The sequence below is a fragment of the Pseudoalteromonas sp. B62 genome (assembly GCF_037162565.1).
GTDB lineage: Bacteria > Pseudomonadota > Gammaproteobacteria > Enterobacterales > Alteromonadaceae > Pseudoalteromonas > Pseudoalteromonas fuliginea.
The window spans coordinates 2,791,127-2,806,583 of record NZ_JARLVB010000002.1; the positions used below are offsets into that span (position 1 = coordinate 2,791,127).

Below are 15,457 nucleotides of genomic sequence, written 5' to 3' on the forward strand. Positions count from 1 at the left end.
TTTGAGAAAAAGGCGATTTGATCACAGATTCGAAGTAATAATCAAGTTAAGTATGATCTTGCCCTGTAGGTATAAGAAGCTCAGATAAAAATTAATAGGGTGGTATTAGTAAACCTGTTAAACTAGGTGCTTATTTAAAATTAAGCAATAACTGCTTGGTTGCTATACCTCACTTTGGGATTTACTTTGACTAATAACGATATTTTACGCCGCATTCGCTACACTTTTAACTTAACTGATACTGCTATGGTCAATGTTTTTGCATCAGCAGAGCATACGGTCACCAAAGAGCAAGTAATTGCATGGTTAACTAAAGAAGGTGAAGAGGCTTTTACCCCAATAAGTGATACTGAGTTTGCTAGCTTTTTAAATGGGTTTATTAATACCCAACGTGGCAAACGCGAAGGTGAGCAACCAGAGCCTGAGAAAAAGCTAAACAACAATATTATCTTTATGAAGCTACGTATTGCTTTAAATATGAAAGCAGAAGATGTTATAGCAACACTTGCACTGGTTGATTTTGACTTAAGTAAACATGAGTTAAGCGCGTTTTCTCGAAAAGTAGATAACAAACATTACCGTGTTTGTAACGATCAAATATTACGTTTGTTTTTAACCGGCGTACAAAAGCAGCATCGTCCAGAAGAGTCTGCTGAGTAACTGGTTTTAGCTAATTAGCTTTTAGTTAATGGGCTTGTGTATGTGCAATGCTACATAAAGCCTATTATCAATGGTAAACCCCAACACTTAATAATTAAATACACTTATAACAACACCAAGTTACTTATTGGTTTACTTGCGTGTAAAAATTATATTGCCCCCGTACAAATAGTTCACAGATTAACGCTAATTTTGGCAAAATAAAGATAATAATTGCATTCGTAAGCTATAACGCTGTAAAGCTCGGCCATAACAGCGTAGGATCAGCTTACTTTCGAATGAAAATTAGGTTTGCACTTTAGGTGCATTAACATATAAAAAATTATGCAACTAACTGCAAAACCATCACTTCCTAATGCGTTACTTATTTCTATTAGCACACCACAATTTAAAGGTGACGAAGCAACAGAGTCGCTTGCAGAGCTTGCGCGTTTGGTGACTACGTTAGGATTTAAAGTAGTAGGTACGCAATCGCAAAAGCAAAGCTCAACTCAAAAAGTTAATGTACTGGGCTCAGGTAAACTAGCTGAAATAGCTCACCTTACCGGCAATAAAGGGATGGTTGAAGACGAGCAAGAAGATAATTTACTTGATGAAGACCCTTTAACCGAAATATCGTCAGAAATCCCATCAAACGATTTAGATTTTGCATGTGCCGATGTAGTGGTATTTGACTGCGATTTAACGCCCTCTCAACTGCGTAATGTTGAGAACCAATTAGGTGTAGAAGTATTTGATCGCACTGGTATTATCATTGAAATATTTAGCCGTCATGCGCGTACTAAAACTGCAAAATTACAAGTTGAAATTGCTCGCCTTAATTATGTCGCGCCACGACTGCGTGAAACATCAACAGGCGATAAAGAACGCCAAATGGGTAAAGGTGCGGGTGAAACCACACTTGAGCTTAATCGCCGTAAGGTGCGCGATCAGTTAGCAGAATTAAAGCGCGAACTTGTTAGTGTTCAAGATGTAATGATGGACAGACGTACGCAGCGCTCTGAGCTATTTTCAGTGGCTTTAATTGGTTATACCAATGCAGGCAAGTCATCAATGATGCGTGCTATTACAGGCAGTGATGTAGAGGGCGAAAACAAGCTTTTTGCTACGCTAGATACTACAGTTCGTGCGTTATATCCCATTACCCAGCCTCGTATACTCGTATCAGATACAGTTGGTTTTATTAAAAAGTTACCTCACGATTTGGTGGCTTCATTTCATTCAACGCTCGCTGAGGCACATGATGCATCGTTACTGTTATATGTTGTAGATGCTTCAGATCCTTCTTTTCGCTCACAGCTTGAAGTAGTACATAAAGTACTGGCAGAAGTCGGTGTTGAAGGCAGTAAAAAATTATTAGTATTGAATAAGTCAGACCAATTAAGTACTGATCAACAGCAGTCTCTAATGGATGAATTTCCTGATGCGATGATGACCTCTACGCGTAATCCAGATGATATTAGTAAACTGCACAAATACATTATTGGCATTGCTCAAGAGGACATGATTGAAGAAGAGATTGTTATACCGTACACAGCTAAAGGTATTGTGGGCGAAATTCGATCGAGTATGAGTGTTGTTAAAGAAGAATATGAATACAGCCATATTAAATTAACAGTGCGCTCGAGTGCGATTGATTTAGAACGTTTAAAAAAGAGAATGCTGAATTTATAATAAGTCCAGCACACAAAAAGCACAGCCAATTGGCTGTGCTTTTTAATAGTTGCTTGAGATAGATTTATTATTCAGAGATCAGATTTTTGTAGAGAAAAAATTAGGAGAAGGCTTTGTCGCTTAGCTCTTCTTGCATTTGCTCACGCATTTTAAACTTTTGCAGTTTACCTGTTACCGTCATTGGGTAGTTTTCTACAAAACGGATATGTCGTGGCATTTTAAAGTAGGCTAGTTTGTCTTTTAAAAACTCACGAATTGCTTGCTCATCAAGCACTGCATCTTCTTTTGGTTGGATCCAAGCGCACACTTCCTCGCCATACTTTTCATCAGTTATACCAAATATGGCAGCATCTTGAATGCCCGGGTAGGTGTAAAGCACTTCCTCTATCTCGCGCGGATAAATGTTTTCGCCACCGCGAATAATCATATCCTTGATACGGCCAACTATGGTGACAAACCCTTCAGTATCCATAACACCTAAATCGCCAGAGTGTAGCCAACCACTTTCATCTATTGTGGCTTTTGTTTTAGCTTCATCATTCCAATAGCAGCGCATTATGCCTGCTCCTTTACTACACACTTCGCCAGGTTGACCAATTTTTTGAATGTTACCCAGCTCGTCAATTATTTTAACCTCGGTATGGGCAAGTGCACGGCCAACCGTCGTTACTTGCCGCTCTATTGAAGAGTCTGTTTCGGTAATGTTGTTTATGGGGCTGCACTCCGTTTGCCCGTAAGCAATCAGTACTTGATGCATGTTCATTTGTGTTTGTACTTTGCGCATTACTTGCTCTGGGCATGTAGAGCCTGCCATTACACCTGTGCGTAAAGTACTTAAGTCATAATCGTTAAAATTACTTAGCTCAAGCTCACTAATAAACATAGTAGGTACACCGTGCAGCGCTGTACATCCTTCTCGTTGAACTACATCTAGTGTGGTTTTTGCATCGAATGAATCGCCTGGGTAAATGGCTGCTGCACCTTTACTAACACACAATAAGCTACCGAGTACCATAGCAAAGCAATGATACAGCGGGATAGGGATACATAACTTGTCATCGCTTGTAAAGTGCATAGATTCAGCAACAAATAACGCATTATTTAAAATGTTTTTATGTGTAAGCGTTGCGCCTTTTGGATTGCCTGTTGTGCCTGATGTAAATTGTATATTGATGTCTTGCTCTGCATTTAAGTTTGCACCAATTGCTTTTAATTCAAGCTCATGTGCTGATGTTGGCAAGTTAATAACATCATTAAAAGAGTACATACCAGGAGAGGCTTCATCGCCAATGCGGATTATATTTTTAAGAGTGGGCAGTGCTTTTAAATTAAGTGTGTCTTTATCGCAAGTTTCAAGTTCTGGAGCCAAACCATTAAGCATTTCTAAATAATCACTGCCTTTAAAGTTTGATGCTGTGATTAAGGTTGAACATTCAACACTATTTAAAGCATATTGTAATTCGTTAGGGCGATATGCAGGGTTGATGCAAACCATTATTGCGCCAATTTTTGCCGTTGCAAATTGGGTTAAGCACCACTCAATATTATTAGGAGACCAAATACCAACACGCTCACCTGGTTTTACGCCAAGTGCCAGTAACCCCATAGCTAGTTGATTAACTTCTTTTTGAAATTCTTTATACGTTAAACGAATACCCTGGTGATGAACTACAACAGCTAACGCCTCTGGGTTTTTGTCGACAATAAAGTCAAAATACTCCCCGATAGTCGAATTTGTTAAAGGTGTGCTTTGTATACCTTTAAAGTAGCTTTGGGATAACGGCAAGTGATTTATTTGTTCTACTTTTTTTACCGCAGTGTTGTGTGTGTGCATTGCTCTCTCCATGAAAATGTGTGTGAGTTATGTAAACTACAAAGTTAAAATAAACACATATTGTCGACAAAGGAAAGTGCGGTTAGACTAATGTATTATTAGATTTATAAAAACCAAACCTTTTTTTAGATACAAAAAAACGCGTCTTACATTGTAAGTACGCGTTTTTAAACGAGCAATGAGTTTACATTTCGTCGCTGCGGTATGTTTTTTTCATTATGTAAACGTAGGCATTTACAAATGCATTTTCTTGGTACTTTTTAAGACCTGTTTCTTCAAAATCAATAGGAATAGGGTTACGCTTTACCTGTTCTTTAATTTCAGTTGTGGTAAATAAACGTACATCTAAATTGTCGATTAATTGAATCGCGGTTTCCATTTTGAATCCCTTCGCGCTGCCAGCAAATTTACCTTTTGGCTGACGCTCACGAATTGCAACAGAATCAATTTGGTAATCTTGCATTAGTTTTGCAAAATCGAATTGAAATTTACGCATTACTTCAGTGTCGTTACCGTTACCTAAGGTAAAGCGTGTTTGGCGCACATCGCGAATATCAAATACGTCATTATCTTTACTTAAAATACAAAGTAGTACATCACTACCGGTAATTTCTACACCACATGTTCTCATGTCTATTCTCTAAAATAACTTAATTACGCAGTATTATACGCAACACACATTAAAATGCGAGTGTAGGTATAGTTGTAGGTGCGTAATTAGCGCGTTGATGCTTTTATATTTTAACTAAATGATTTTTTTGCACTAAAAGCTGCATTTAGTGCTCAAAATGGGAGGATTTCACCCCTTTAAACTTGTAATTAAATGCACAGCACGCGACAATATATGCTTGTAGTTGAACAGACTCGTCAACTACATTAATTAGTCAATGCTTATTCGTAAAAGCGTTGTCGAGCCATTCTCATTTAATTTAATAAAAATACACGTGATACATTGTAGGTGTCACCACTGTAGTAAGGATTTATAATGCCAGTTATTACTCTTCCAGACGGAAGTCAACGTAGTTTTGAAAACCCTGTAAGCACGCTTGATGTTGCAAACGATATTGGTCCTGGTTTAGCTAAAGCGACCATTGCCGGTCGTGTTAATGGCGACCGTGTTGATGCATGTGATAAAATTTGTGAAGATTCTCGCCTTGAGATCATTACCGCAAAAGACGATGACGGCCTTGAAATCATTCGTCACTCTTGTGCTCACTTAATTGGTCATGCAGTTAAGCAACTTTTCCCAGACGCCAAAATGGCAATTGGTCCTACCATTGATAACGGTTTTTACTACGATATCGATATGGAACACTCATTATCACAAGATGATCTTGAAGCAATTGAAAAGCGTATGCTGCAACTAGCTAAAACAAACTACGATGTAGTGAAAAAAACAGTAAGCTGGCAAGAAGCACGCGATACATTTGAAGCGCGTGGCGAAACATACAAAATAGAAATTTTGGACGAAAACATCGCTAAAGATGACCGTCCTGGGTTATATCATCACGAAGAATATGTAGACATGTGTCGTGGACCTCACGTTCCTAACATGAAATTTTGCCAAAACTTCAAAATAATGAAAGTGGCGGGTGCATATTGGCGTGGTGATTCAGAAAACAAAATGCTACAACGCATTTACGGCACCGCGTGGGGCGATAAAAAGCAACTTAAAGCGTATTTAAAGCGCCTTGAAGAAGCTGAAAAACGCGATCACCGTCGTATTGGTAAAGCGCTTGATTTATGGCATTGGCAAGAAGAAGCACCAGGCATGGTATTTTGGCACAACGATGGTTGGAGCATTTACCGCGAGCTTGAAGAATTTGTACGTGAAAAATTACGCGAATATGAGTACGAAGAAGTAAAAGGTCCAATGATGATGGATCGTTCACTTTGGGAAAAATCAGGTCACTGGGAAAAATATTCAGAAGCAATGTTTACCACTGAGTCTGAAAAACGTGAATACGCAATTAAACCAATGAACTGCCCTGGTCACGTGCAAATCTTTAACCAAGGTTTAAAATCGTACCGTGATTTACCACTTCGTATGGCTGAATTTGGTTGTTGTCACCGTAATGAACCATCAGGTGCACTACACGGTTTAATGCGTGTACGTGGCTTTACACAAGATGATGCTCACATTTTCTGTACTGAAGAGCAGATAATGGACGAAGTGTCAGCGTGTATTAAGATGGTTTATGATACATATGAAACATTCGGATTTGAGAAGATTGTAGTTAAGCTATCTACTCGCCCAGAGCAACGCATTGGTGAAGACCATATGTGGGATAAAGCAGAGCTTGCTTTAGCTGATGCACTTAAGCTAAACGATATTGAATTTGATTATCTTCCGGGCGAAGGCGCGTTTTACGGTCCGAAGATTGAATTTACTTTGTACGATTGTTTAGACAGAGCGTGGCAGTGTGGTACAGTGCAATTAGACTTTGCATTACCGGGTCGTTTAGGTGCTACTTATGTAGCAGAAAATAACGAGCGTCGTACACCTGTAATGATACATCGTGCTATTTTAGGTTCTATTGAACGCTTTATTGGCATTTTAACTGAAGAGTACGCTGGTTTATTCCCGACGTGGCTTGCACCAAAGCAAGTGGTAATTATGAATATTACCGATAAACAGGCTCCTTATGTTAAAGAAGTTGTACAAAAATTAAATAAACTTGGAATTAGAGCCGCTGCTGACTTGAGAAATGAGAAGATTGGCTTTAAAATCCGTGAGCATACACTGAAGCGTATTCCATATTTACTTGTTGTTGGCGATAAAGAAGTTGAACAGCAAGAAGTAGCAGTGCGTACTCGCACAGGTGAAGACCTTGGCAAATTTAATGTTGATGATTTTGTAGCTAAAATTAGCGAAGAAATTAAAAATCGACAGTAAAAACCGAGCGTGTAAGGCATTAACAAACAGCCAATTACACGCTTATATTATTGATATTCTTGGAGGAACGTACTATTAGAGGCGGCAAGAAAGGGCAACAAACAGCTCAAAAAAATCGTATTAACGAAGAAATTACAGCGCAAGAAGTTCGTTTAATTGACATTGAAGGCGAACAAGCTGGAATTCAGTCATTACAAGACGCGCAAACTATGGCCGATGCAGCGGGTGTTGATCTTGTTGAGATCAGTCCAAACGCTGAGCCGCCTGTTTGTAGAATCATGGATTACGGTAAGTTCATCTTTGAAAAAAGCAAAGAACTAAAAGAGCAGAAGAAGAAGCAAAAGCAAATCCAGATAAAGAAATCAAATTCCGTCCAGGTACGGATGAAGGTGATTATCAGGTTAAGCTTCGCAACTTACGTAAGTTCTTAGAAGCTGGCGATAAAGCTAAGATTACTATCCGCTTCCGTGGTCGTGAAATGGCTCACCAAGAAATTGGTATAGAATTATTAAACCGTATCAAAACCGATTTAGAAGAGTTTGCTGTAGTTGAGTCTTTCCCAAATCGTGTTGAAGGCCGCCAAATGGTTATGATGATGGCGCCTGTTGCTAAAAAATAATTTTTAAGCGATAATACGCACCGAAATTAGCTCAGGTCTGCAAGCAATATGCGAATATTCACCTGAGTTAACCGGTTTTAAAGTAAGATTGCGGCATTTATGTTGGGTCTTCACCGGAACATGGCAGTAAGTCAGGCCTAAAAGTGGAGCTATAGCAATATATCTCACGCCTGCTTACTAATTTAAAAGCAATACAATTGGAGTTATTGCAATGGCTTATAAGCTAAAAAGTCACAGTGGCGCTGCTAAGCGTTTCAAAAAGACTGCTTCTGGCGGTTTCAAGCGTAAACAAGCGCATCTTCGTCATATTCTGACTAAGAAAACTTCTAAGCGTAAGTTACACCTACGTCCTAAGATGATGGTTCATAAAAATGACCATGGTCTAGTTTCACGTATGTTACCGTTCGCTTAATAGGGGTTTTTAGAAATGGCAAGAGTTAAACGCGGCGTTGTCGCACGTGCACGTCACAAAAAAGTTTTAAAACAAGCAAAAGGTTACTACGGAGCACGTTCACGTGTTTACCGCGTAGCTTTCCAGGCTGTTACTAAAGCGGGTCAATACGCTTACCGTGACCGTCGTGCGAAGAAACGTACTTTCCGTCAATTATGGATTGCACGTATCAATGCTGCTTCACGTCAAAATGGTCTGTCTTACAGCCGTTTTATCAATGGTCTTAAAAAGACTTCTGTAGAAATCGATCGTAAGATCCTTGCAGATATCGCTGTTTACGACCAAGTTGCATTCGCAGCGCTTGTAGAAAAAGCAAAAGAAGGCCTAGCCGCTTAAGCTTTTTTGTATAAGTATTAAAGAGGAGCCTATGGCTCCTTTTTTTGTGCCTGCTATTTAGTAATTTTATTTCAATTACAAATACCTATCCGTAATAATATTTGCTCAAGTTGGGAGATTAAACCAACCTGCATAAATCTTTGAGCAATTTAACTAATTATACCAATCCGCAATAATACCTAATCAATTTAAGGGATTAAATTTGACGTTAACTGCGTTAAAATATTTCTTATATAGAACAACTATATAACGAATTTTTTGCCTTGTTATCAACACGATTTTCTTACCTAAAAACAGAACACTTAATTAAGCGAATTGGTATTAAATTGGACTATAACGTCGTTGAAATTTTCTTAATGTTAAATAGACCCATATATGAGCAGATTGTTATTAAACCTAGCGTTAACGGCGCTAAAAATTCTGATTCAGTTCAACAATGAAGAAGAGTTTGAACCAGTTGTTTTTTTAAACTTTATACCGATTATTCGTTAGCGTAATAAAGCCTTAAATTTCAAACATAAGTGAGTCATATGCTATTGGCTGCTTTTTTTGTTGAATCACCGCAGTTTTCTCATTATAAAAAATTTAGTTGATATAATTTATATAATTAAGGCGTTTGTTAGAGAATTTTATGTTTGCAAGTTTACTCGTTTTATCTGCAAGTGTGGCGTATGACGCACATTTACCTCCACTCATTGAGTGGCAGGGAAAAAGTGTAGAGCTTTTACAAAAACAGGGCCCATTAACAACCGATTTTGAGTTGTCTAACGGTGAGATATCGCCTAATTATGCAGATACTATGGCATTTGTTGATAGGCTCGTTGCAGCAAACCCTACTCAGTTTCAATCTCAAACTATTGGCTACAGTTACAGCAAACGTGCAATTAAGATGTTGATAGCGAGCGAGCAAGGTTTTTTTGAATCAGGACAAATGGCTAATAGCACTAAGCCGACTATTTTTATTCAAGCGGGAATACATTCTGGAGAGATAGACGGTAAAGATGCCATGTTTATGCTGCTCAGAGACATAGCCACGGGTAAGCGTCGTGACATTTTAAAAAAGGTAAATATATTATTTATTCCTATTTTAAATGTAGATGGACACGAACGTAGCAGTGCATTCAATCGTATCAATCAGCGAGGCCCTACAAAAATGGGCTTTAGAACAAATGCTAATAACCTTAATTTAAATCGTGATTTCACTAAATTAGATACCCCTGAAGTTAGAAGCGTTTTAAAGGTTATTAACGACTACAACCCAAATTTATACATTGATGTACACGTAACCGATGGTGCAGATTACCAGTACGATGTGACTTATGGTTACAATCCAGTATTTTCGAGCGAATCGCCTGCGGTATCTGATGCTTTAAATCAATTTTTTAAACCCCTAATAGATGAGACGCTAGCTAAACAAGGACATACGCCAGGGCCACTTGTTTTTGTTATGGATAAGCGAGATTTTAAAAAAGGGTTAGCGGGGTGGGTTGCTACGCCGCGCTTTTCAAATGGTTGGGGTGATTTAAAGTCATTACCGACTATTTTAGTAGAAAATCATTCATTAAAGCCATACAAGCAACGTGTTTTAGGAACTTACGTATTTTTAGATGGTGCTATTAATGCACTATCTAAACATGGTCATGAGTTAGCTAATGCAGTTAAAAAAGAACAAGAATTTGTTCCTAAACAGTTAATAGTCAAGCGTGGCTATGCCAAGCAGGCTGATACGATTACACAATTTAAAGGTATTGAATATTCATCAAGCATGAATGCGCTCTCGGGCCAAAATGAAGTTAAGTATTTAGGTAAAGCACATGCATATACTGACTTACCTATTTATTGGCAAAAAGATGTACAACATACAGTTGAAGTACCCAAAGCGTTCTTTATTCCGCCTGTATACATTGATATTATAGAAAAGTTGAAACTACACGGTGTCTCTATTAATAAGCTGGAAGGTGAAAATAAACAGCCTTTAAAAGTAGCAAAGGTGGCAGAGTATACGTTTGACAAAGCGCCATTTGAAGGTCGTTTTAGAGTATCAGCGAGTTTTGATTATATCCCTGCAATTAATGTTGATTTAGATGGTTGGTACCAAGTAACAACTCAACAAAAAGCAGGTGAGCTTGCAGTGCATTTATTACATCCTGAAGCGCCAGACTCATTTTTTGCTTGGGGGAATTTAATACAATTTTTCAGCGAACAGAATACATGGAAAATTATGCGCTCATTCCATATGCTCGTCAAATGCTAAAAGATAATCCGAAACTTGCACTCGCGTTTGATAAAAAAATCAATGACGATAAGACGTTTGCTCAAGATGCGGACGCGCGTTTGAATTGGCTATATGAGCAAAGTCCGTTTTACGACCAAGCTTATTTAAAATATCCGATACTCATGTCGTTTGAAGAGAAGGTTGCTATACCGGATCAAAAGAATAAAGAAATATAATACGCCCTAGGGCGTGCAATACACAAATACTTGTAGGGCATAATAGGTGTGTTATGAAAATACTAGCTCATTTATAATCGGTTAGTATGGTTGACTTTTTACTTTGATGATTGAAATAACATATAAGTATAAAAGATAAAAATAAGCAGACTGTTTTTTAAAATAGCTGTATAATTTAACCAGTTTATTTGATAAATAAGAAATAAAATGTCTCTAAATCACGTAGATCGCCAAATTTTGGCACTTTTACAACAAGATGCCAGTTTATCAACAGCTGAAATTGCTGATAAAGTCGGCTTGTCACAATCACCTTGCTGGCGACGCATCGCTAAACTTGAGCAAGATGGATACATAAAAAGCAAAGTAGCTCTTTTAGATGAGAAAAAACTAGGCTTTGATATGCTTGTATATGCACATGTGCGGTTATCAAATCATGGTAAGAAAAACCTTGCTGAGTTTGAAAAGCTGATTATGAGCTACGACCAAGTGACTGAGTGTTACACTATGGCTGGAACAATGGACTTCATGCTACGTATTATTTCACAAGGCATTGAAGGCTATGAGCACTTTGTCCGTGATAATTTATTAAGCTTAGAATACGTACAAGAAGTACATTCTAATGTAACAATGACATGTGTAAAACGTAGTACTTCTCTTCCTTTATAAAAGCACTTTCTTTTTAAAGCTAAACTGCTTTAGTTTAGCTTAACCACACATGACAATTGTTAACTGAGCGCTGATTTGATAGAATTTAGCGCTTTTTTTATACCCATTATACCATTTGAGGAACTCAATGTTTAACTTACTCAGTAGGGCGCCAAGCTCTGCTAAAAACGATATACTGTCTGGATTGACTGTGGCGTTAGCCTTAGTTCCAGAAGCTGTTGCGTTTGCCTTTGTAGCAAATGTAGAACCTTTAGTTGGTCTATATGCCGCGTTTATCGTTGGTTTAATTACGGCAATATTTGGTGGCCGTCCTGGTATGATTTCAGGTGCAACCGGTGCCTTAGCTGTTGTTATGGTAAGTTTAGTACTTGATCATGGTGTAGAGTACCTATTTGCTACCGTGCTCTTAATGGGGATATTGCAAATACTAGCGGGGATATTTAAGCTCGGAAAGTTTATCCGTATGGTGCCTCATCCGGTAATGCTGGGTTTTGTAAATGGTTTAGCAATTGTTATATTTTTAGCCCAGCTAGGGCAATTTAAAGTGCCTGACGGTATGGGCGGGCAAGAGTGGATGACAGGCAGTCCATTGTTTATCATGCTGGGATTAGTGGCATTAACAATGGCAATAATTCACTTTTTACCAAAACTGACTACAGCGGTTCCTTCGTCATTAGTTGCCATAGTAACAGTGACAGGATTAGTGATTGGTTTTGATTTAGAAGCGCATACCGTGCTTGATTTCTTAAAAGGAATGACGGGCGACGAAGCGGCAACAATAGCCGGCGGTTTACCAGAATTTCATATTCCTATGGTGCCTTTTAACTTTGAAACACTGCAAATTATTTTTCCGTATGCACTTATTTTAGCAGCTATTGGTTTAATTGAATCGTTATTAACGCTTAGTTTAATTGACGAAATAACAGAAACACGCGGCCACAGCAACAAAGAATGTATAGGTCAAGGCGCTGCAAATATTACCTGTGGTATGTTTGGTGCAATGGGGGGCTGTGCAATGATTGGCCAGTCTATGATAAATATAAATTCAGGTGGGCGCTCTCGTTTATCAGGGATAAGTGCTGCGCTTATGTTACTTGGTTTTATTATTTTTGCCTCAAGCCTAATTGAAATGATCCCATTAGCTGCACTTGTTGGTGTAATGTTTATGGTTGTACTGGGTACATTTGAATGGGCAAGCTTTAAAATGATGAAGCGTGTACCATTATCGGATGCGTTTGTAATTGTGCTTGTATCAGGTGTAACGGTTATTACCGATTTAGCAATTGCGGTGTGTGTAGGTGTTATCGTCTCAGCACTTGTATTTGCTTGGCAACATGCTAAACAAATATATACAACTAACTACATTGATGAAGAAGGCGCTAAAGTCTACGAGCTACATGGTCCGTTATTCTTTGGTTCGGTTAAAAACTTTTCTGAGTTGTTTGACGTAAAAAATGATCCTAAAAATGTGATTGTTGAATTTAAACATAGCCGAGTATCGGATCACAGTGCAATAGAGGCAATTGATACGCTTGCTGAAAAATATACAAAAGCCGGTAAACAACTTCACTTGCGTCACTTAAGTAAAGACTGTACTCAGTTATTACATAAAGCTCGCGATTTGGTTGAAGTGAATGTGATTGAAGATCCAACTTATAAAGTTGCTTCAGACAAGCTTGCATAGTTACTTATTCAATAAATAGCATTAAAAAAGCGAAAGGTTACGGCCTTTCGCTTTTTTATTATCAGCGGTGCTGAACTTTGCGTTAAGGCTCTTAAAAACTAAGACAGTTGGCAGTGCTAAACATTCTTATAAATCGATATAATGTGTAAATATAATTATTATTAAAAGTTAATTTTACGCTGTTTTTTATTATCAAAATAAGAAAATATCAGGCCAAGCGAAAAGTTGATTTTATATAATTAGGCTTTAACACTGTGGAGTAAAAGTAAATTTTGAACTGGCAATCGTTAGTTGATAACCGACAACGCTTTTTTGGCTTTTGCAAATTGCAGGCTGGATTGGTTATGCACTGGTAAATTACATCGGCTCTAAAGTATTTGAAATGCGTGATATTTACGTGTTTGTTATTTTACTCAATGCTTATGCCGGCTGTTTAATGACAGTGCCACTTCGTTATATCTATCGCACAATATGGAACGCCTCCCCTTGGGTGCTTATATTGGTGGTATTTGGTGCCTCTTACATAACCGGTACTTTGTGGGCGGTGGTTCAAAAGTTCAATCTATGGGAAATTTACCGACACGGATATAGACCTGAAGAGTGGTTTTATTACTTACAACAGGGTTTAGATTCAGTTTATATTATACTGTGTTGGAGTGGTTTATACTTTGGCGTTAAGTATTATCAATTGCTACAAGGTGAACGGCAAAAGGCGTTAAAAGCGACAACCATGGCACATGAAGCGCAATTGAAAATGCTAAGATATCAACTAAATCCTCATTTTTTGTTTAACACACTTAACGCAATTTCTACATTGATTTTGGTGAAAGAAAATAAAGATGCTAATTTAATGGTCTCTAAACTTAGTGACTTTTTGCGTTATACATTGAATACTGATCCGATTAAAAAAGTTCCGTTAGAGCAAGAGCTTCATGCGCTTATGTTATACCTTGAAATTGAACGTGTGCGATTTGACGAACGATTAAAAGTAAACGTTGAAGTAAGCGAAGAAGCTAAGCAAGCATTATTACCGAGCTTAATTTTGCAACCTATTATAGAAAATTCAATTAAGTACGCTATTGCACACTTAACAGAAGGCGGTGTGATTGATATTAAAGCGCAAGTGTTTGCTAATGAGTTACTGTTAGAGGTTGGCGATAATGGTCCTGGAACAGAAATAAAAGATGGTCAACTCGTCAATGCCCAAGGGGTTGGTGTCGCAAACACAAAAGATAGATTAAAAACGCTCTACGAAAATAATTATTCGTTTGTATTATCACATAATACGCCAAGTGGATTAAAAGTTAATCTGCGAGTACCGTTTGAGAAGGCTGTGAAGAAATGATAAAAATAAAAACACTTATTGTTGATGACGAACCATTAGCACGTAAAGGTTTAGATGTAAGGCTTGCAGAATTTACAGACATTGAAGTAATTAAATTATGTAGCTCTGGTGCTGATGCAATTGAAACATGTAAAAACGAAAAAATAGATTTGGTATTTTTAGATATTCAAATGCCAGGCATGAATGGGTTTGAAGTCGCACGAGCACTTAGCGAAAGTACGAAAGTATTACCTGCGATTGTGTTTGTAACTGCATTTGACCAATTTGCAGTGAAAGCGTTTGAGATTCATGCATTAGATTACATTTTAAAACCCGTTGACGATAACAGACTAAAACAGGCGGTAGAGAAAGTGCATACCTATTTAAAAACGCAGCAAGACAACGCCCATAAGAAAAAACTAGCGAGTTTTGTAGCCGGTATTACAGGTAATAATTGCGAAGAAATACTTAAGAAGTTAGCCACTGGCGATACATTGACAGACAGACGCTACCCAGAGTCGTTAGCCGTAAAAGAGCAGGGGGAAATTATTCGCGTTCCGGCAGCAACAATCCAATGGGTAGATGCAGCTGGCGATTATATGTGCCTACATTGCCAAGATGGACAAACACATATTTTACGTAAAACAATGAAAGAGCTAGAGCAAGAGCTAGATCCTCATTTGTTTGTCCGCGTTCACCGAAGTGCCATTGTTAACACAAAACAAATTAGTAAATTGGTTACACAAGTTAGTGGTGAGTACTTGCTGGTGCTTGAAAATGGACAAGAACTAAAAGTAAGCCGAAGCTACCGAGATAAAGTAAAAGCGGCATTAGCAAGTTAAAGCCAACGCTTTTATTACAG

Annotated in this window: 10 protein-coding genes and 3 pseudogenes; 11 read left to right on the top strand and 2 right to left on the bottom strand. The window is 38.1% G+C overall.

Annotated features, from left to right (window positions below; all coding sequences use genetic code 11):
• The first annotated feature begins 186 nt into the window (after positions 1-186).
• Both P4S71_RS17095 and hflX read left to right on the top strand, forming a co-directional pair.
• Complete coding sequence (locus tag P4S71_RS17095; protein ID WP_002960721.1) at positions 187-660, top strand: DUF1456 family protein; 474 nt, start codon at positions 187-189, stop codon at positions 658-660.
• A gap of 324 nt (positions 661-984) precedes the next feature.
• On the top strand, positions 985-2,334 hold the full coding sequence (gene hflX, locus P4S71_RS17100) for a GTPase HflX (protein ID WP_337151099.1): 1,350 nt from the start codon (positions 985-987) through the stop codon (positions 2,332-2,334).
• A gap of 100 nt (positions 2,335-2,434) precedes the next feature.
• Here the strand turns inward: hflX and P4S71_RS17105 are convergent, their stop codons facing one another.
• Positions 2,435-4,168 (bottom strand): AMP-binding protein, encoded by a 1,734-nt coding sequence (locus P4S71_RS17105; RefSeq protein ID WP_337151100.1) that lies wholly within the window; start codon positions 4,166-4,168, stop codon positions 2,435-2,437.
• 184 nt (positions 4,169-4,352) lie between these two features.
• Entirely contained in the window at positions 4,353-4,799 is a 447-nt protein-coding gene (locus P4S71_RS17110; protein ID WP_007582681.1) for a DUF3010 family protein, read from the bottom strand.
• Positions 4,800-5,153: 354 nt separating this feature from the next.
• Here P4S71_RS17110 and thrS point away from each other — a divergent pair, with 354 nt between their 5' ends.
• The 9 genes and pseudogenes from thrS to P4S71_RS17155 all read left to right on the top strand — a co-directional run bounded on the left by thrS (position 5,154) and on the right by P4S71_RS17155 (position 15,437).
• Complete coding sequence (gene thrS, locus P4S71_RS17115) at positions 5,154-7,064, top strand: threonine--tRNA ligase (RefSeq protein ID WP_024606251.1); 1,911 nt, start codon at positions 5,154-5,156, stop codon at positions 7,062-7,064.
• A gap of 59 nt (positions 7,065-7,123) precedes the next feature.
• Positions 7,124-7,683 (top strand): annotated as a pseudogene (gene infC, locus P4S71_RS17120) (translation initiation factor IF-3).
• Positions 7,684-7,894: 211 nt separating this feature from the next.
• Positions 7,895-8,095: a 50S ribosomal protein L35 gene (gene rpmI, locus P4S71_RS17125; RefSeq protein WP_002960713.1), complete on the top strand. Its 201-nt coding sequence runs from the start codon at positions 7,895-7,897 to the stop codon at positions 8,093-8,095.
• Between the two features lie 15 nt (positions 8,096-8,110).
• Positions 8,111-8,470 carry a 50S ribosomal protein L20 gene (rplT, locus tag P4S71_RS17130; RefSeq protein ID WP_002960711.1) on the top strand — a complete coding sequence of 120 codons (360 nt, stop codon included), beginning with the start codon at positions 8,111-8,113 and terminating at the stop codon, positions 8,468-8,470.
• A gap of 631 nt (positions 8,471-9,101) precedes the next feature.
• Positions 9,102-10,921 (top strand): annotated as a pseudogene (locus tag P4S71_RS17135) (M14 family metallopeptidase).
• A 207-nt stretch (positions 10,922-11,128) separates the two neighbouring features.
• Entirely contained in the window at positions 11,129-11,587 is a 459-nt protein-coding gene (locus P4S71_RS17140; protein WP_007375323.1) for an Lrp/AsnC family transcriptional regulator, read from the top strand.
• A 127-nt stretch (positions 11,588-11,714) separates the two neighbouring features.
• Positions 11,715-13,271, top strand: coding sequence for a SulP family inorganic anion transporter (locus P4S71_RS17145; protein WP_008133998.1), 1,557 nt, complete (start codon positions 11,715-11,717; stop codon positions 13,269-13,271).
• A gap of 272 nt (positions 13,272-13,543) precedes the next feature.
• Positions 13,544-14,616: pseudogene (locus tag P4S71_RS17150) on the top strand (sensor histidine kinase).
• A complete protein-coding gene (locus tag P4S71_RS17155; RefSeq protein ID WP_007379105.1) occupies positions 14,613-15,437 on the top strand; it encodes a LytR/AlgR family response regulator transcription factor in 825 nt (274 codons plus the stop codon). The pseudogene P4S71_RS17150 and the gene P4S71_RS17155 overlap by 4 nt, the downstream one beginning before the upstream one ends.
• Positions 15,438-15,457 lie beyond the last annotated feature (20 nt).

Excerpts from the sequence above, each read along its gene's own strand:
- hflX (WP_337151099.1), top strand. The coding sequence starts at position 985 with ATGCAACTAACTGCAAAACCATCACTTCCTAATGCGTTACTTATTTCT.
- P4S71_RS17105 (WP_337151100.1), bottom strand. The coding sequence starts at position 4,168 with ATGCACACACACAACACTGCGGTAAAAAAAGTAGAACAAATAAATCAC.
- P4S71_RS17110 (WP_007582681.1), bottom strand. The coding sequence starts at position 4,799 with ATGAGAACATGTGGTGTAGAAATTACCGGTAGTGATGTACTACTTTGT.
- thrS (WP_024606251.1), top strand. The coding sequence starts at position 5,154 with ATGCCAGTTATTACTCTTCCAGACGGAAGTCAACGTAGTTTTGAAAAC.
- rpmI (WP_002960713.1), top strand. The coding sequence starts at position 7,895 with ATGGCTTATAAGCTAAAAAGTCACAGTGGCGCTGCTAAGCGTTTCAAA.
- rplT (WP_002960711.1), top strand. The coding sequence starts at position 8,111 with ATGGCAAGAGTTAAACGCGGCGTTGTCGCACGTGCACGTCACAAAAAA.
- P4S71_RS17140 (WP_007375323.1), top strand. The coding sequence starts at position 11,129 with ATGTCTCTAAATCACGTAGATCGCCAAATTTTGGCACTTTTACAACAA.
- P4S71_RS17145 (WP_008133998.1), top strand. The coding sequence starts at position 11,715 with ATGTTTAACTTACTCAGTAGGGCGCCAAGCTCTGCTAAAAACGATATA.
- P4S71_RS17155 (WP_007379105.1), top strand. The coding sequence starts at position 14,613 with ATGATAAAAATAAAAACACTTATTGTTGATGACGAACCATTAGCACGT.